This window comes from Devosia sp. CN2-171 (genome assembly GCF_049354815.1).
Lineage (GTDB): Bacteria > Pseudomonadota > Alphaproteobacteria > Rhizobiales > Devosiaceae > Devosia_A.
Genome location: NZ_CP186479.1, coordinates 2,846,514 through 2,863,899 on the forward strand (window position 1 = coordinate 2,846,514; position 17,386 = coordinate 2,863,899).

17 protein-coding genes are annotated in these 17,386 nt (G+C 64.7%); 6 read left to right on the forward strand and 11 right to left on the reverse strand.

The annotated features are described in order from the left end of the window. Nucleotides 1-15 precede the first annotated feature (15 nt). The 5 genes from dnaN to mutM form a co-directional block, all read right to left on the reverse strand. Nucleotides 16-1,134, reverse strand: a complete 1,119-nt coding sequence (gene dnaN / locus ACOYW5_RS14055) for a DNA polymerase III subunit beta (RefSeq protein ID WP_423065513.1) — start codon at nt 1,132-1,134, stop codon at nt 16-18. Nucleotides 1,135-1,266: 132 nt separating this feature from the next. After that, nucleotides 1,267-1,440: a hypothetical protein gene (locus ACOYW5_RS14060; RefSeq protein WP_423065514.1), complete on the reverse strand. Its 174-nt coding sequence runs from the start codon at nt 1,438-1,440 to the stop codon at nt 1,267-1,269. 139 nt (nt 1,441-1,579) lie between these two features. After that, nucleotides 1,580-3,040, reverse strand: a complete 1,461-nt coding sequence (gene dnaA / locus ACOYW5_RS14065) for a chromosomal replication initiator protein DnaA (RefSeq protein WP_423065515.1) — start codon at nt 3,038-3,040, stop codon at nt 1,580-1,582. A gap of 858 nt (nt 3,041-3,898) precedes the next feature. Beyond that, the gene (gene rpsT, locus ACOYW5_RS14070) at nt 3,899-4,165 is read right to left on the reverse strand and encodes a 30S ribosomal protein S20 (protein ID WP_423065516.1); all 267 of its coding nucleotides are present in this window, start codon (nt 4,163-4,165) and stop codon (nt 3,899-3,901) included. Nucleotides 4,166-4,323: 158 nt separating this feature from the next. Then, a complete protein-coding gene (gene mutM, locus ACOYW5_RS14075) occupies nt 4,324-5,205 on the reverse strand; it encodes a bifunctional DNA-formamidopyrimidine glycosylase/DNA-(apurinic or apyrimidinic site) lyase (protein ID WP_423065517.1) in 882 nt (293 codons plus the stop codon). A gap of 170 nt (nt 5,206-5,375) precedes the next feature. Here mutM and ubiE point away from each other — a divergent pair, with 170 nt between their 5' ends. From ubiE to ACOYW5_RS14105, 6 genes are all read left to right on the forward strand, one after another. Next, nucleotides 5,376-6,131 (forward strand): bifunctional demethylmenaquinone methyltransferase/2-methoxy-6-polyprenyl-1,4-benzoquinol methylase UbiE, encoded by a 756-nt coding sequence (ubiE, locus tag ACOYW5_RS14080; RefSeq protein ID WP_423065518.1) that lies wholly within the window; start codon nt 5,376-5,378, stop codon nt 6,129-6,131. A 3-nt stretch (nt 6,132-6,134) separates the two neighbouring features. Next, nucleotides 6,135-7,664 (forward strand): 2-polyprenylphenol 6-hydroxylase, encoded by a 1,530-nt coding sequence (ubiB, locus tag ACOYW5_RS14085; RefSeq protein ID WP_423065519.1) that lies wholly within the window; start codon nt 6,135-6,137, stop codon nt 7,662-7,664. Between the two features lie 118 nt (nt 7,665-7,782). Continuing rightward, nucleotides 7,783-8,403, forward strand: coding sequence for a hypothetical protein (locus ACOYW5_RS14090; RefSeq protein WP_423065520.1), 621 nt, complete (start codon nt 7,783-7,785; stop codon nt 8,401-8,403). Next, nucleotides 8,403-8,861 (forward strand): dUTP diphosphatase, encoded by a 459-nt coding sequence (gene dut / locus ACOYW5_RS14095; RefSeq protein ID WP_423065521.1) that lies wholly within the window; start codon nt 8,403-8,405, stop codon nt 8,859-8,861. The genes ACOYW5_RS14090 and dut overlap by 1 nt, the downstream gene beginning before the upstream one ends. After that, nucleotides 8,815-9,561 carry a DUF2259 domain-containing protein gene (locus ACOYW5_RS14100; protein ID WP_423065522.1) on the forward strand — a complete coding sequence of 249 codons (747 nt, stop codon included), beginning with the start codon at nt 8,815-8,817 and terminating at the stop codon, nt 9,559-9,561. Before dut ends, ACOYW5_RS14100 begins: the two co-directional genes overlap by 47 nt. Beyond that, nucleotides 9,558-10,274 (forward strand): HesA/MoeB/ThiF family protein, encoded by a 717-nt coding sequence (locus ACOYW5_RS14105; RefSeq protein ID WP_423065523.1) that lies wholly within the window; start codon nt 9,558-9,560, stop codon nt 10,272-10,274. Before ACOYW5_RS14100 ends, ACOYW5_RS14105 begins: the two co-directional genes overlap by 4 nt. Before the next feature lie 2 nt (nt 10,275-10,276). On the opposite strand, the gene ACOYW5_RS14110 is transcribed toward ACOYW5_RS14105, so the two are convergent. From ACOYW5_RS14110 to ACOYW5_RS14135, 6 genes are all read right to left on the reverse strand, one after another. Continuing rightward, nucleotides 10,277-11,221 carry an ABC transporter permease gene (locus ACOYW5_RS14110; protein ID WP_423065524.1) on the reverse strand — a complete coding sequence of 315 codons (945 nt, stop codon included), beginning with the start codon at nt 11,219-11,221 and terminating at the stop codon, nt 10,277-10,279. Further along, the gene (locus tag ACOYW5_RS14115; RefSeq protein ID WP_423065525.1) at nt 11,218-12,330 is read right to left on the reverse strand and encodes an ABC transporter permease; all 1,113 of its coding nucleotides are present in this window, start codon (nt 12,328-12,330) and stop codon (nt 11,218-11,220) included. The genes ACOYW5_RS14110 and ACOYW5_RS14115 overlap by 4 nt, the downstream gene beginning before the upstream one ends. Beyond that, nucleotides 12,327-13,871, reverse strand: coding sequence for an ABC transporter ATP-binding protein (locus tag ACOYW5_RS14120; protein WP_423065526.1), 1,545 nt, complete (start codon nt 13,869-13,871; stop codon nt 12,327-12,329). Before ACOYW5_RS14120 ends, ACOYW5_RS14115 begins: the two co-directional genes overlap by 4 nt. Nucleotides 13,872-13,932: 61 nt before the next feature. Further along, complete coding sequence (locus tag ACOYW5_RS14125) at nt 13,933-14,991, reverse strand: BMP family lipoprotein (protein ID WP_423065527.1); 1,059 nt, start codon at nt 14,989-14,991, stop codon at nt 13,933-13,935. A 28-nt stretch (nt 14,992-15,019) separates the two neighbouring features. Continuing rightward, on the reverse strand, nt 15,020-15,967 hold the full coding sequence (locus ACOYW5_RS14130) for a nucleoside hydrolase (protein ID WP_423065528.1): 948 nt from the start codon (nt 15,965-15,967) through the stop codon (nt 15,020-15,022). 2 nt (nt 15,968-15,969) lie between these two features. Beyond that, nucleotides 15,970-17,295 (reverse strand): amidohydrolase family protein, encoded by a 1,326-nt coding sequence (locus tag ACOYW5_RS14135; protein WP_423065529.1) that lies wholly within the window; start codon nt 17,293-17,295, stop codon nt 15,970-15,972. Nucleotides 17,296-17,386: the final 91 nt, after the last annotated feature.

The window sequence follows — 17,386 nt, forward strand, 5'->3', positions numbered from 1 at the left end:
GGCAAATAGGCGGGCCTACACCCGCATCGGCATCAGCACATAAAGCGCCTTGGCCTCGCCGTCTTCCTTCACCAGCGTCGGCGAGCCGGCGTCGTTGAACAGGAACACTGCGTTTTCCGAGCGGATCTGGCTGATGATGTCGAGGAGGTAGCGAGCGTTGAAGCCGATCTCGAAGCTCTCGGGTTCGAATTCGACCGCCAGTTCCTCGCTTGCCGTGCCGTGGTCCGGATTGGTGACCGACAGCTCGAGCTGGCCTTCCTTCATCGCCAGCTTCACCGCCTTGCCGCCGCGATCGGACGCAATGGTCGAGACGCGGTCGACGGCGGTGGCGAAGCTCGCCTTGTCGACATTCATCTGCTTGTCGTTGTTCTTGGGCGTCACCCGGTCGTAATCGGGGAACGTGCCCTCGATCAGCTTACTAAGCAGCACGACGCTGCCCAGCGTGAAGCGGATCTTGGTGTCGGACAACTCGACTTCGACATCGCCTTCGGCGCCATCGAGCAGCTTCTGCACTTCCGAGACGGTCTTTTTCGGCACGATGATGCCGGGCATGCCCTTGGAGCCGGCCGGAGCATCGGTCTCGGCGCGCGCCATGCGGTGGCCGTCGGTGGCGACGGCGCGCAGCGTCGGGGTGCCGTTCACATCGAGCACGTGGACGTAGATGCCGTTGAGATAGTAGCGCGTCTCCTCGTTGGAGATGGCAAACTGGGTGCGCTCGATCAGTTCGCGCAGCGCTGCGGCCGGCATCGAGTAGGTGTGGGTGAAGGTCCCGGACTTGAGATCGGGGAAACTGTCGGGCGAGAGGCACGCGAGGTTGAAGCGCGAGCGGCCCGAACTGACGGTCAGTTGCTCGCCGCCACTGTTCTCGAGCCGCACCTCGGCCCCGTCGGCGAGCTTGCGTACGATCTCGTAGAGGGTGTGCGCCGGCACCGTCGTGGTGCCTGCTTGGCCGACCATGGCCGGCACGCTCTCGGTCACTTCGATATCGAGGTCGGTGGCGCGCAGGTCGAGTTTGCCGTCGGCCGCCTTGAGCAGCACGTTGGCCAGAATGGGGTAGGTGTTGCGGCGCTCCACCACGCGGTGGACGTGCCCAAGCGACTTGAGCAGATGATTGCGCTCGAGAGTGACCTTCATAAACTCAAAACCCCTGCGGCATGTGCCGAAACACCCGGTATTGCCGGGCAGCGACATTTGCAAGTGAGTGCGAAAAAGGCAAGGGCGACGGGTCCGAGGCCCTCAATTCCATCGGGGAAAAGCGCCTGCCGATCAGTGCCGCCGGTCACCGTTCAACGCCGCTTCCACCGCATCGAGCCGCCGCTCGGTTTCCTCGGCATCAAGCCGGGCCAGCATTTCGTGCCAGGCCCGATCGGGCGGCACGGCCTGCTGCTCGACGCGCGCCCCGGTTCCGAGACGCCTGAAACCCCGTCTGATCCGCAGCAACAGCCGCGGCGCCTTAGCACGCGAAACAGTCAACGCTACTACTCACACACAGCGCCCTACTGGGCCGAACTCACCTAGCGCCGGCCATCCGGGCCGGCAGCCCTCCCCCGTGGGAGAGGGCCAAACTCAAATCCGCCGCTTATTCCTCGAGCATGCGCTTCAGGAGCTCGATCTCCTGGCCGAGTTCGGCATCGTCCTTGATCATCTGCTCGACCTTGCGGACCGAGTGAAGCACCGTGGTGTGGTCGCGGCCGCCGAAGCGCCGGCCGATTTCGGGCAGCGAGCGCGAGGTCAGCGACTTGGCCAGATACATGGCGATCTGGCGCGGGCGGACCACGTCGCGCGAGCGGCGCGACGAGAGCAGGTCGTTGCGCGGCACCTTGTAGTGGCGCGAGACGATCCGGAGGATATCCTCGATCCGCACCCGGCGCGCATCGCGCTGGCGGACCAGATCGGCCAGCGTGCGCTCGGCGAGCGCAACAGTGATCGGCTCCTTGGTCAGCTGGTTGGCGGCCAGCAGCCGGTTCACCGCGCCATCGAGGTCGCGGCCATGGCTGACGACGACGCGGGCGACGTAATCCAGCACGGCGGGCGCGAAATGGGCATCCGAGAAGCGGGCCACAGCCTGCTCGGCGCGGCGCGTCACGATGGCGCGGCGGAGGTCGAGGTCGAAGGAGTTGATCGGCACGACGAGGCCGCCCGAGAGGCGCGAGCGGACGCGCTCATCGAGCATTTCGAGGTCGCGCGGCGGCGCATCGCCGGCCACGACGACCTGCTTGGCGCCAGTCAAAAGCGTGCCGAGCGTGTGGCCGAATTCGGTGGCGGACTTGCCCTGCAGGAACTGCATGTCGTCGATCAGCAAGAGGTCGACCCGGCGCAGCCACTCCTTGAAGCCGAGCGCCGACTGGCGCTGCACGGCGGTGATGAAGTGGTACATGAAGTGGTCGGCGGTCAGATAGACGATGTTCTTATTCGGATCGTTCGCCCCGGCTGCCCAGGCGATGGCGTTGAGCAGATGCGACTTGCCCAAGCCCACGCTCGAATGGATATAGACCGGGTTGAAGCTGACCGTGTTGTTCTGGACGGCGTGGGCGACTTGTTTCGCCACCTGCAGCGCCATTTCGTTGGACGAGCCGACGACGAAATTGTCGAACGTCATCTTGGGATCGATCGCCGAGCCCGACAGGGCGTCGCCACGCGGCGCAGCGCCGATCGCAGCGGGCGTCTCGCGCATAGGACGCGGCGCAGCCGGCGTCGTTGCCGCGGACTGCGGCTCGCTGGGCTCGGGCGCCGGCTCGGGATGCTGCAGGCGCGGCCGGGCCTGGCCGTTGACGCGCACGGTGAAGTGCAGTCGACCGAGGCCGGCGGACTCGGCGCGGAACGCATCGAGGATCTTCTCGGCGTAGTTGGACTGGACCCAGGAGCAGAGGAAGCGGGTCGGCACGCTCAGATGGGCGAGGTCATCGACGATCTCTTCGAGCTCGAGCCGGGCAAACCAGGAGTTGAAGACGTCTTCGCCCACGGCGGCCTTGAGGCGGGCGCGCACGCGTTGGAAAAGCTCGTTCGTGCCGATTGGCTGGCCATCCTTGCCCGTCGTCATGATCACTCCCCCCTCTACGTCGCCCTGCCCCTTTCCCTTGTTTGCATTCGATATCCAGTCAGCACGACTTGCCGCCGCATGTGTCGCCATCGTGATTTCAGCCCCAATCCTGTTTCTATCCGCCGCCCCTTTTGGGCACGACGCCGCCAACCTTGCCTGCCGTTTCTCGGGCAAGCCTCTTCCGTCCGCGGACTTCGCCACGGTTCAGACTACGCATCTATTTCACTTGAACCGGGCCGCTGATCGCGCCCGGCTACTGCAACGTCCTACGCGGGGCGCAAGACAAACACTAATTACTAGTCAATCCAGACCACGAACAACGTTCCCCAAGACTGCCGGCCATGCCCCGAACCGCAAACAGTCTCGTCTTTACTCAGCACTCTTGTACGCAACACTGGCCTGGAACGCGGTTCTGCCGCCGCTTGTCCTGAGCCAATGGAGGCATCTTAGAGGGGGGGGATTTTCCAATCAACGGGGGTTTTTTGACTAGAGGGGGTTGACTCGCAACTCTTGCAAAAACCTTTCCGCCGCCTCCGCTGGACCCGCGTTTTTAAGGCGCTGTGACTCCACGCTGAATCCCCGATTCCGACTGAAACCGGTCTCGATTCAAATTGTGGCAACGAGCCCCCGACCAAGACATTTCATTTCAAAATCGAAGATGAAATTACGATGACAGCGATGCGCAAAGTCCCGGAAATGCTGGGGTTTCGTGAGGGGATAACTCTGCAGTAAAACTGTCGCAATCCCGCCACACCCCCGGTCCGATGGTGCGACGGCCAGTCTAGCACGACGGCCGGAAATGCGAAGGGCTCCCGATGGGAGCCCTGTGCCAATTTGATACAGCGAGGCGCTTGGTTGTTAAGCCTGCAGCGCCTTCACCCGGGAGTTCAGACGGCTCACCTTGCGGGCCGCGACGTTGGCGTGGACGATACCCTTCTGGGCAGCGCGCACGATCTCCGGCTCGGCCGCCTTGAGGGCCTCGACCGCGACCTTGTGGTCGCCGGCAGTGATGGCTTCCTCGACCTTGCGAACGTAAGTGCGCATGCGCGAACGACGCGACTTGTTCACTTCGCTACGGGCCGCGATCTTGCGGGTGGCCTTCTTGGCGGAGGCGGTATTGGCCATGAAATCCTCTTGGCGCTTCAACCCGATGGTGCAGCCTTTCGAGCCGCTCACCCATGGGCGATGAAATGAAATCGGCGGCACCGAGCCGCCAAGTTGGGGGGTGTATAGTCGCGGAGGGCGGTGGCGTCAACCGGATTCAGGGGCTCGGGCGACTCTGCCTAGTGCTGGCACACCGGGCAGAAGAAGGTCGAACGGCCCGACTGCACGATCCGCTTGATCACGCCGCGACAGCCGGGGGTCGGACATGGCTCATTCTCGCGGTCATATACGGCGAAACGGTGCTGGAAGTAACCCGAATTGCCGTCTGCAGCGCGGAAATCGCGCAGGGTCGAGCCGCCGGCGTCGATGGCCTCGATCAGCACGGTCCGCACGCTGTCGGCCAGGTCGTCGAGGCGCTTGGAGGGTTTGCCCGATTTCAGCACCAGCGTGCCGGCGGCAATATCGGGGCGAATATGGGCCCGATGCAGCGCCTCGCTGACATAGATGTTCCCAAGGCCGGCGACGACGCTCTGGTCGAGCAGTGCCGCCTTCATCGGCGCCTTCTTGCCGGCGAAGCGCTCAGCCATCTCGGCAGCGTTGAAGGCATTGGAGAGCGGCTCGGGCCCCAGTTCGGCGAGCAAAGGGCTCTGCGCCTCGTCCTCGAACAGATCGACGAAGCCGAAGCGCCGTGCGTCATTGTAGATAAGCTTCATCTGGCCGTGCTGAGGATGGGTGAGCTCGAGAATGAGATGGTCGTGCTTCCGGTCCTCGGTCGGCTCGTAGTAGCGGCTCGGCTCCTTGAACTTGAAGTCCTCGAAGCGGTAGGTGCCGGTCATCCCGAGGTGGCTCAGCCAGGTCTTGCCGGTCGAGAGCCGGAACAGCAGGTATTTTGCCCGCCGTGCCGTCCGCTCGATGGTCGCGCCCTCGAGAGCCTCTTTGAAGCCCTCGGGAAAGGGGAAGCGCAGGTCCTTGCGCTTCAGCGTCACCGTGTCGATCACCGCGCCGGTGACATAGGGCTCTAGCCCGCGGCGGACCGTTTCGACCTCTGGCAGCTCGGGCATGGGGGCTCCTTGTTGGGCGGGCAATATGTGGCGGGCGAACCTACACCATGCAAGCGCCTGATGATGTCAGTGTTTGGTACGGCCACTACACCTCAACCATGCGCCGGTTTGCGTCATGGTAAGCCTGGGCGGCTTTAGTTATAACGCCGCCAGTTTTCGGAGACGCGCACATGGCTGAGACCACGCATTTCGGCGAACGTACGGTCGCCCTCGAGGAAAAGCAGGGGCTGGTCAACGACGTCTTCCACCGCGTCGCCGATCGCTATGACCTGATGAACGACCTGATGAGCGGCGGCGTGCACCGGCTGTGGAAGGACGCCATGGTCGCGCGGCTGGCGCCGCCCAAGGGGGGCTCGGTCCCCTATCGCGTGCTCGACATGGCGGGCGGAACCGGCGACATCGCCGAGCGCATCGTCAACGCCTCGGTCGGCTATGCCGAGGTCACGGTCAGTGACATCAACACCGACATGCTGCGGGTCGGCGAGGAGCGTGCGAAGAAATGGCGCTTCCCCGCACAGGCGAAGTTCGTCGAGGCCAATGCCGAAGCGCTGCCGTTCGAGGATGAGAGCTTTGATGCCTATACCATCGCCTTCGGCATCCGGAATGTGCCACGCATCCCGCTGGCGCTGGGCGAGGCGTTTCGCGTGCTGAAGCGCGGCGGGCGGTTCCTCTGCCTCGAGTTCAGCCAGGTCGATGCGCCGGTGCTCGACGAGGTCTACAAGGTCTTTTCCGACCGCATCATTCCGCCGATCGGCCGTGCGGTGACTGGCGATGCGCAGCCCTACCAGTATCTCGTCGAGTCGATCCGCAAGTTCCCGACCGCCGAGCATTTTACGCAGATGATCGGCGCAGCCGGCTTCAAGCGCGTCACCCACACCGCCTTCACCGGCAATATCGCGGCGCTGCACGCAGCCTGGAAACTCTGACGCATGGGGCTTGGGGCTTACTTCCGCCTGGCACGGGCCGGCTTCGTCCTTGCGCGCGAGGGGGCGCTGTCGATCGCCGACAATGACGCCCTGCCGCCGGTGATGAAGGCCGGCATCCGTTTCGGGCGCCTGTTCGAGCGTGGCGAGGTCAAGCGCACCGGCAAGGTCGAGCGGCTGACCCGCGCCCTGCACAAACTCGGCCCTACCTATGTGAAGCTGGGGCAGACCCTCGCCACCCGCCCCGATATCGTCGGCCCCGAGGTCGCGGCCGACCTCGCGGTGCTGCAGGACGCGATGGAGCCGTTCGATCCGGCGCTGGTGCCCGGACTGCTGCAGGAGGCGCTGGGCGCCCGTGCCACCGAGCTCACCGAGATCTCGCCACCCATCGCCGCGGCCTCGATCGCGCAAGTGCATCACGCCAAACTGCACGACGGTACCAAGGTGGCCGTGAAAATCCTGCGGCCGGGCATCCGCAACCGCTTCGCCGCCGATATCGAGAGCCAGTATGCCGGCGCACGGATGGCCGAGACCTTCGTGCCCAAGCTGCGGCGCCTGCGGCCGGTCGATGTCGTTGCAACGCTCGATCGCTCGGCCCGGATCGAGCTCGACCTGCGCATGGAGGCGGCGTCGATCTCGGAATTCTCCGACAATATCAAGGACGACACCGGCTTCGTCATTCCCCGCGTCATGTGGGACTACACGTCCGACAGCGTGCTGACGACGAGCTGGGTCGACGGCATCCCCATCCGCGACAACGCCGCGCTCGATGCGGCCGGCGTCGATCGCAAGGCCCTCGCCAAGAACTTGCTGCAGGCCTTCCTACGCCATACCGTCCGCGACGGCTTCTTCCATGCCGACCTCCATCCGGGAAACCTCTTCGCCGACCCCGCGAACGGCAACGTCATCGCCGTCGATTTCGGCATCATGGGCCGGATCACCCGGCGCGAGCGGCGCTTCCTCGCCGAGATTCTCTACGGCTTCATCACGCGCAATTATCGCCTCATCGCCGAGCGCCATTTCGAGATCGGCTACGTGCCGCGCACGCAATCGATCGACGATTTCGCCCAGGCGCTGCGCGCCATAGGCGAGCCGCAGCATGGACGGCGGGTTTCCGATATCTCGATGGCCAAAGTCCTGGGCCAGCTCTTCGCGACAACCGAATTGTTCGAGATGCAGACGCGGCCCGAACTGATCCTCCTCCAGAAATCCATGGTGCTGGTCGAGGGCGTGGCGCGGGCGCTCGATCCCGAACTCGACATCTGGACCATCTCCGAGCCCATCGTCGGCGACTGGGTGCGGCGCGAGGCAGGTCCAATCGGCCGGCTGGAGCAGCTCAAGGATCACTTCGACGTCGCGGTAGCGACGCTCGGCCGGTTCCCCGCCATCATGAGCAAAGCCGAAGCGGCGCTCGAAGATTACGAACGCGACAAGAATGCGCCCGACCGGCGCTTCAATCGCTTCATGATCCTGACCGGCTTCTGGCTCGGACTGGTCGTGCTGCTGGTGACGCTCTGGCGGCTGCTGGGTTTCTGAACGCGGGTTCATCAGCCGTTCAGCATTGGGACCATACCGAGGCGGGACGCGCTTGCAGCTCTTGGGCCCCGGCCATAACGTGACGGGGAGGCGGCGGGCCACTGTTGAGGAGAATTCCATGACCCTGAAGACGATTGCCCGGCTGGCCGGCGTGCTGATGCTGAGCGCTGGCCTCGCCGGCTGCATGGACGTCACCGCCGAGATCGACGTGACATCCGAAACCACCGGCAAGGCGACCACCATCATGACGATGGGCGCCGAGTTCTACCCGATGATCAAGCAAATGGCGGAAGCCGGCGGCGAAGAAGCCGCAGCAGCCTCCGCTGACGCGTTCTGCAAGGACGAGGGCGACGTGCTGACCGAAAATGCGGATGGCAGCGCCACCTGCACCTCGGTCAAGGAAGGCGACCTGACGGCGATCACCTCCGACGATGATGGCCCGAACGAAGACACCACCTTCACCGTCGTGAGCCCGGGCGTTGTCCGCGTGGCGTTCAAGACCGGCGAGATGAAGAACCAGGTCACCCAGGGTGAAGAGGATGCGCAGACCGCGGCGATGATGAAGGCCTATTTCGAGGGCCACAACGCCACCATCCGCATCAAGGGCAAGAAGATCATCGAGACCAACATGACCAAGATCGGCGACAATACCGCCGAGACGGTCATTCCGTTCACGGACCTGCTCGATGGCAAGGCAGACCTGCCGGATGAGCTGTTCGCAGTGGTCGACACGCGCTGATGACGGCGAGCGTTTCCGTCCAGTTCATCTGGCTCGAACATGGCCGGGGCCTCGAAGCCCCGCGCCAGCAGACATCCGGCGCGGCAGGGGTCGATCTCCTCGCCGCGCTCGGCATTTCTGAGACCCTCACCATCGATCCGGGCAAGCGGGCTCTCGTTCCGACCGGCATGGCAATCGCGCTGCCCCCCGGCTATGAAGCGCAGGTGCGGCCGCGCTCGGGCCTTGCCGCGAAGTTCGGCGTCACCGTGCTCAATACACCGGGAACGATCGACGCGGACTATCGCGGCGAGATCAAGGTGATCCTGATCAACCAGGGCGATACTGCTTTCGAAATCAGGCGCGGCGACCGGATCGCGCAGATGGTCATCGCTCCGGTGACGACAGTTCAGTTCGAACTGAAGGAGGCGCTCGATGAAACGCAACGTGGTGCCGGCGGCTTTGGCTCGACTGGCCGCTAGCCTCGGTTTTGCCCTCTTGGCATCGCCGGCCCTCGCCGGAGATGGGGCCGCGATCGACCCGATCGGCTTTTCGGGGGACGGCCGCTACTTCGCCTACGAGGAGTACGGCGTTCAGGATGGCTCGGGTTTTCCCTATGACTCGATCTTCGTCGTCGACCTGATCGAGGACAAGTGGGTCGGCTCCCCCGTTCGCGTTCGCCTCGACGACGAGTCCGCCAGCCTGGATGCGGCGCGCCGGAAAGCCCTGGCTGAGGCCCAGCCGATGCTCGACAAGCTCGCCCTCACTGTTCCTGCGCAACCGCTGCTCATGAATGCCGACGGCGAGTCCGGTGCAAGCGGCATGGAAGCCAGCTTCGGCATGTTCGGCAACGGGCTCGACGCGCCGAGCGATCCGTTCACGCTCGAGCTCGAAACCTTCGCCTCTACGACCACTGAGCCCTGTGCCAGCTACGGCATGGAGGATCCTGTGCAAGGCTTTGCCCTAACTCTCGTCGACAGTGCCGGCAACGAGGCCGAGATCTACCGCGATACCGCCGTTCCCGCCTCGCGTGGCTGTGTCTCCGACTACCGCATCCACGCGGTGATGAGTCCGTTCCCATTCGGCTACAGCGCATCACCACTGGTTGCCGTCATCTCGGTCTACAGCCTCGGCTTCGAGGGACCGAACCGCCGCTTTGTCACGGTACCGGTCGCGCCATGAGCAATCTGAGCCCCGAAGAAATCAAGCGCTACGCGCGCCACATCGTGTTGCGCGGCGTCGGGGGCGATGGCCAGCAGCGGCTGAAATCAGCGCGCGTACTGGTGGTGGGCGCCGGAGGGCTCGGCAGCCCGGTGATCGCCTATCTCGCCGCGGCGGGTATCGGCACACTCGGCGTCGTCGACCACGACACGGTGTCGCTCTCGAACCTGCAACGCCAGGTGATCCACCAGAAGGCCGGCATCGGCGCCACCAAGGCGGAGAGCGCCGGAGCGTTCGTCGCCGGGCTCAACGATCACGTCCAGTTCGTGCCGCATATCGAGCGGGTCACGGCGGAGAACGTGACGCGGATCATGGCCGACTACGCGCTCGTCATCGACGGCACCGACAATTTCGGTACCCGCGCCGTGGTCGCCGAAGCGGCGCAGGCGGCGGGAGTGCCGCTGGTCTCGGGCGCCGTATCGATGTTCGATGGGCAGGTGACGGTGTTCATGCCCGGCGGCAAGACGTTCCGCAATCTCTATCCGGATACCCCTGACGAGGCGGACCTGCCGGCCTGTGAAGTGGTGGGTGTGCTCGGCGCCGTCACCGGGGTGATCGGCACACTGATGGCCATGGAGGCGATCAAGCTGATCACGCGCGTTGGCGAGCCGCTGGTCGGGCGGCTGCTGCTGTACGATGGCCGGGCGGCGAGTTTTACGGAGCTCGGGTACTAGCCCTACTTCACCCCGCGCAGTGCCAGCGCCCGTTGGGCCCGGATCGAGAACAGGATCAGGGCGGCGATGGTGACGACGAAGGGGATCATGCGGATGAGTTCGGCCGGGATGTCGTTGAAGAGGCCCGGCATCACTACCGCCAGCGCTTCAAAGGCACCGAACAGCAGGGCAGCGATGAGTGCGCCGATCGGATGGCGGGCGCCGAGCAGCACGGCGCCGAGGGCGATGAAGCCGCGGCCCGCCGTCATGTCGCGAGTAAACCCGACATAGTTGAACATCGCCAGCTGTGCACCGCCGAGGCCGGCCAGCGCGCCCGAGACGATAAGGCTCCAAGTGCGGATCTTGTTGACCGGGATGCCGGCCGCTTCCGGCGCCGCCGGATACTCGCCGACGCCGCGCAGCCACAGGCCCCAGGGCGTGCGGTAGAGGAAGTACCAGACGGCGAAGACGAGGAAGGCGGCCAGCCAGCTCAAAACCGAATGGCCGGAGAGGAAGGCCGTCAGCGCCTCCCCGATGACCGGAATGCCCTTGAGGAAGCTCAGGTCGACCGCCGGAATGGCCTTCGATGGCAGGTTGATCGAGGTGCCCTTGTCGCCGCCGGTGGCGATGGCGAGGGCGAACACGGTGCCGCCGGCAGCGAAGATGTTGATGGCGAAGCCGACGAGGATGATGTCCGCCTTCAACCGGTAGGCGAAGAAGGCCATGATCAGACCGAGCAGCGCGCCGGCACCCAGGCCCGCCGCCACCGCGACGTACCAGGGCGCATAGACCGAGACGATCACTGCAGTGAGGCAGCCGATCAGCATCATGCCTTCGAGCGCGACGTTCAGTGCGCCCGACAGGTCGGCGATGAGGCCGCCGAGCGTCGCCAGCAGCAGCGGCGTCGTGGTGCGAATGACGGTGACGAAGAAGGCCGCCGAGAAGACGGTGATGAACAGTTCCATCATTTGGCGGCACCCCCGGCAGCGGCGGCCTGAGTTGCGGCGGTCGGCTCGCGCTTGAACCACCTGGTGATGAAGCTCAATGAGAAGCTCGACGAGACGAGAAGGATGATAATCGCGGTGACGACGCCGATCACCTCGGCCGGAACGTCGGTGCGGATGTTCATCAGTTGCGCGCCCTGGCGCAGATAGCCGTAGAACAGCGCCACGATCGGCACGGCGAGCGGCCGGCTGCGCGCCACAATAGCGACGAGGATACCCTCGAAGGCGAGGCCACCTTCGAACAGCACCGTCAGCTTGCCGTAGGTCTGGCCCTGCACGAACATCGAGCCGAGGAGGCCGCCGAGCGCGCCCGAAGCCGTCATGGCCGAGACCATGATGAAGGTCGCCTTGATGCCGGAATATTCGGCAAAGCGGGCATTGTGACCGACGAGGCGGAGCTTCAGGCCCCAGCTGGTGCGATAGAGCGCGAACCAGACGACCAGCACGGCGACAATGGCGAAGATCAGTCCGAAGTCGACGCGGGTATTGGCGACCAGCGCCGGGAACACCGAGCTATCGGGGAAATCGTTGGTGGTCAGCACGCCGGCCTGCGGCTTGGGCAGGTTGGTGCGGACGAGGAAGTTGCAGACCTCGATCGCGATGTAGTTGAGCATCAACGACGAGACGATCTCGTTGGCGCCGAGCTTAGCCTTGGCGATGCCGGGGATGAAGCCGTAGATCGCGCCGCCGAGCATGGCCGCGGTGATGCCGAGCGGAATGCCGGCCCAGGTGGCGCCAAGCGGCGAGAGCGCGACATAGCTGGCACAGAGCGCCCCGATATAGACTTGGCCCTGGACGCCCATGGCGAACTGCCGGGCCTGGAAGACGAGGCTGAAGGCGAGGCCGGTGATGGTGAGCTTGGCCACATCGTCAATCCAGAGCCCGATGGTGCGTGGACGCGAGATCGGCGCAGTGAGAAGCTGGGTGATGGCCTCGAACGGCGCCTTCGAGGTCACAAGCACAATGATGAAGGTGACGACCAGCGCGATGACCAGCGCGCCGATGGCGCGGCCGGTTTCGCGGCGGATGGTCTTCCAGCGCGACGAGCGGTCGATGGCGGGAATGTTGCTCATTTGAGGGCCGCCTGCATTTCGTCTGCGGTCTGCGTCGAAAGCCCGAGCATGTAAGTGCCGAGCGTTTCCGGCGTGAGGTCCGGCGTGTTGAGGAAGGCGGCAACGATCTTGCCGCGATATAGGACAATCAGCCGGTCGCTGAGCGCCAGCAGTTCGCTCAGGTCAGCCGAACTCAGTAGCACCGCGGCGCCGTTGTCGCGCGCGTCGGTAATGGTGCGCCAGATGAACTGGGTAGCGCCGAGATCGACGCCGCGGGTCGGCTGGTTGACGAGGAGGAGCTTTGGCTGCTCGCTCAGTTCACGCGCGACCACCACTTTCTGCATATTGCCGCCAGAGAGCGTGCCGACGGCATAGCTCGGACCGCCGACGCGGATGGAGAACTGCTCGATCAACTTCAGCGCATTGGCCTTGATCGCCTTGAGGTCGAGCAGACCGTTGCGGACATAGCGCTTGTCGTTGAGCCGCGTCGCCACGAGGTTTTCGGCCACGGTCGAGCCGGGGGCGAGGCCTTCGGCGATCCGGTCTTCGGGGATTGAAGCGAGGCCCAGCCCGCGCCGCTCGAGCACGGTCTTGCCGCTGGCGTTCTCGTTGGCGATGGTGATCGTGCCTTCGGCAATCGAGCGCAGGCCGGCGATGGCCTCGAGCGTTTCGGCCTGTCCGTTGCCCTCGACGCCGACGAGGCCGACGATCTCGCCCGAATGGACGTTGAGATCGAGCCCGGCCACCACTTCGGTGCCGCGCGCATTGACGACACGGAGGCCGGAGACGGAGGCGACGCGCTCGGTCTGGTTGGTGGGCTTGCGATCGACGCGCAGGCTCACCTCACGCCCCACCATCAGGGCAGCAAGGCTCTTCTCGGTGACTTCGCTGGTCCTCACCTGGCCGACGGTCTTGCCCTGCCGCATCACCGTGATCGAGTTCGAAATCTCGAGCACTTCGGGCAGCTTGTGGGCGATGAAGATGACGGTCTTGCCCTGCGCCACCAGCGATCGGATGGCGACGAACAGCTCCTGTACTTCCTGCGGCGCCAGCACGGCTGTCGGCTCGTCGAGGATGAGGATCCGGGCGTTGCGGTAGAGCGCCTTCAAAATCTCGACGCGCTGCTGCTGGCCGACGGGGAGCGTGCCCACGGGCGGGAGCGGATCGACCTTCAGGCGAAACTTGTCGGAGAGCGCCTGCACCTCGGCGATCGCTTTCTGGCGATCAAGCTTGATGCCGAGCCTCGGCTCGGAGCCGAGCACGACGTTTTCATAGACCGCGAAGCTCGGCACCAGCGAGAAATGCTGGAACACCATGCCGATACCGGCATCGATGGCTTCGCGCGGATTGGCGAACTGCACCGGCTTGCCGTCGAGCAGGAGCGTGCCGGCGTTCGCTTGTTCAATGCCGAACAGGATTTTCATGAGCGTGGACTTGCCCGCGCCATTCTCGCCGACGACGGCGTGAACTTCGCCCGGCTCGATGACGAGGTTTACCCCGTCATTGGCCACCACTCCGCCGGGATAGACCTTGCCGATCCCGATTGCTTCAAGAAGCGCCATGCTGCCCCCGGCTGCCTCAGTAGACAGAAGGGCGCCGCCCGGAGGCGACGCCCGCTGATGCTTACTTCACGTCGGCGTTGACGACGATCTCGCCGGCGATGATCGCGGCTTCCTTGGCGTCGATTTCGGCGCGGAGGTCCGCCGGCACGATAGCCTCGTACTGGGCGTTCCTGGAAATGCCCACGGCACCGTCCTTGAGGCCAAGCACGATGCGCTTGCCGTATTCCTGGGTGCCGTCGATCGTGCCCTTGAGCGCGAGGAACAGCGACTCGCCGACCTTCTTTTCCACCGAGGTGAAGATCACGTCGGCCTGGGCCTGGTCGCCGTTGGCCGCGAAGATCGTCGCCTGGTCGCTGTCGACGCCGACGGCGAGCTTGCCGCCACCGGCTTCCTTCACCGCCTGCAGGGCGCCAAGACCGGTGCCACCGGCGATCGGGAAGATGATGTCCGCGCCCTGGTTGAGCTGGGCGAGGCCGATTTCCTTACCCTTGGCCGGGTCCGAGAAGGTGCCGGCAACGGCGTTCAGTATCTCGATATTCGGGTTGGCTTCCTTGGCGCCCTGATCGAAACCGGTCTTGAAGTCGGTGACGGTGGGGAATTCCATGCCGAGGATGGTGCCGAGCTTGCCGGTCTTCGAAAGCTTGGCGGCAGCGTAGCCGGCGAGGTAGCCGGCGGTCGAAGTGCCGTACATGACGCCGAGAACGTTCTTGCAGTCACAGGCAGCAAAGTCCGGAGCATCGTCGAAGTCGATGAACTTCACGTCCGGATATTGCGGAGCGAGCTCGGCGATGTAGCCGGTCATGTCGAAGGTGCCAGCGATGATGACGTTGTAGCCCGAGTCCGTGGCATCGGCGAGAGCCGGCTGCCACTTGGAGCGGTCGTAGCCGGCTTCGATGATCTTGATCTCCACCGGTAGCTCGGCGGTAGCCTTGTCCATGCCTGCCTTGGCGCTGTCGAAGAAGCTCTTGTCGCCGAGCGTGCCGTGCAGCACGAGTGCGACCTTGAGCGGGTTGTCCTTGGTGTATTCCTGGGCGGCGGCGGGGATTGCCGTCGAGGCCATCATCGAGGCGGCGAGCAGCGTGCTGGCTGCGGCCTTTGCGAGAGTCGAGATCAGAGACATGCGCACTCCTGTTTGCGTTTGTTCTGGTTCAAGGGGAATAGGCGGCGGATACGGCGTAGAGGGCGTCGACCTTTCCGATATCGACCTCCTCGACGAACGTAATTTTCGGCGTGCCGAGACGGCCCGAGGGATCGACCAGCGTCATGCCGCGGGTGAGCCCTGGCGCGAGCTCGACCGAGGACGACGCCACCACAGACTTGGTCACCATCGAGGGATCGAGGACGACCGCGGCAGCCAGAGGATCGACATAGAGGAAGTGGTCGGGATTGCCGCGGCTGACGCTGTTGTGACGCGCATGCGCAGCCAGCGCTCGCGAAAAGTCGCGCATCGGGCCCGACGCAATGGACTCGAACAGCGCGTCGACGCGCTGCCCGTCCATGTAGTGCGTGGTGCAGGGCTCCCACGGCACGACCACCGTCTCGACGCCGGCGGTCAGCACCACATGCGCGGCCTCCGGGTCGGCGTAGATGTTGAACTCGGCGGCCGGCGTGGTGTTGCCGCGGCCATAGACATTGCCGCCCATGATGGTGAGCGTGCCGATGCCATCGATGATCGAGGGCTCGAGCCGCAAGGCCAGCGCCAGATTGGTGAGCGGCCCGATCATCAGGATGTCGACCTTCTCGCCCTTGGCTGCGGCATCACCGAAGGTGCGACGGAGAATCCCGATACCATCGTCGGAGGCTGGCAGCGCCTGCTTGTCGGGGCGGCGCGCACCGCCGAGGCCATCGTCGCCATGCACATACTTGGCGTCGATGATCGGCTGGGTCAGGGGCCGGTCGGCGCCTTTGTGCACTGGAATGTCGGTGCCGAGCATGGCCTGCACGGCGAGCAGGTTTGTCGTTGCCTGGTCGAGGCCGACATTGCCGAACACGGTGGTGATGAGGTCCGGCGTCTTGCCGTTGGCAACGAGCAGGATCAGCGCCTGGGCGTCGTCCACACCGCCGTCGCTGTCGAAAATGAACTTACGCTTGGTCAAGGTCAGGCTACTTCTTTCTTCTTCTTGGCGTCCGCTTTCGCTTCCTGGACGCGGTCCCAGAACTCGGCATAGGTGGCCGAGTAGCTCGAACGAATATCAGCATAGGGACGCCGCGTCAGCGTGCGGTCGTTGACCAGCTGCTCGCCGGCGACCCACAGGTGCCGCAGGTCACGGCCCGAGCCGGAATAGACCAGCAGCGTCTCGGGGTCGGGTGTTTCCGAATAGCCCGCACCACGCAGGTCGAAGGCCGCGATATCGGCGGCCTTGCCGATTTCGAGGCTGCCGATCTCATGGTCGAGGCCGAGCGCCCTGGCGCCTTCGATGGTGGCCATGCGCACGAGCTCGCGCGAGCTCAGCGGCTGCGCCACGCCTTCGCGATGGGAGGCAACGAGGCCGGCAACGCGCATCTCGGAGACGAGGTCGTAAGAATTGTTGGCGGCAACGTTATCAGTGCCGATCGCCACGGTGACACCGGCGGCCTTCAGGTCGACCACCGGGCAGATGCCCTTGCGGCCCGAACGCAGCCCTGCCGTAGCATTGTAGGAGACCGAGGCATGGGGTGCGCGGGCGAACACCGCGATATCCTCGGGGCTCAGATCGAGGCAGTGGGCGGCGTGGATGCGGCCCTTGAAGAAGCCAATCTTTTCGAGTGCCACGGCGGCCGTGGTGCCATAGCGGCGCTCGGTTTCCTCGTTGTCCTCTGGACCGCAGGCCATGTGGAGATGGAGGCCGACGCCGTACTTGTTGGCGACCTCGACCTCGGCCAGCAGCAGGTCCTCGGTATTGTCGACATAAGGTGCGTGCGGACCGAACCACGGGATCACGCGGCCATCGGCGGAGCGCTGTTTCTCGAGGAAAGCGGTGGCCTTCCTCAGCTCTTCCTCGCCCCGCTGCTTGTCGCCGAGCTGCACGATGCCATAGGCGATGACCGAACGGAGACCGGCCTCCTTCACCGCCTCGGCGATCTCCTCAGCGAAGAAATACTGGTCGCAGAAAGTAGTGGTGCCCGAGAGCGCCATCTCGGCGCAGCTCAGTGCCACGGCGGGGCCGATGTCGGAGGCGATCAGCGACAGCTCGGGCTCGCGAATGGAGTTGTACCAGCCCTCCATGGTAAGGAGGCTCTGGCCCTCCGAGCGGCCGCGGAACAGCACCATCACCGAATGGGTGTGGGCATTGACGAGGCCCGGCATGACGAGGTGTCCGGTCAGGTGGAACACCTCGTCGAAGCCAGACGGGTTGGGAGTACTGTCACCGGGTCCAATGTCGCTGATGCGGCCATCGCGGATGACGACATAGCCACCCTCGAACACCGTATTTTCAGCGTCCACGGACAGAACTGTCGCTCCGTGGATAAGCGTCGAACCCATTTGACCCCCGTCCGGTAAACCGGTTTACATGACAAGCTAACGACAGAATTCA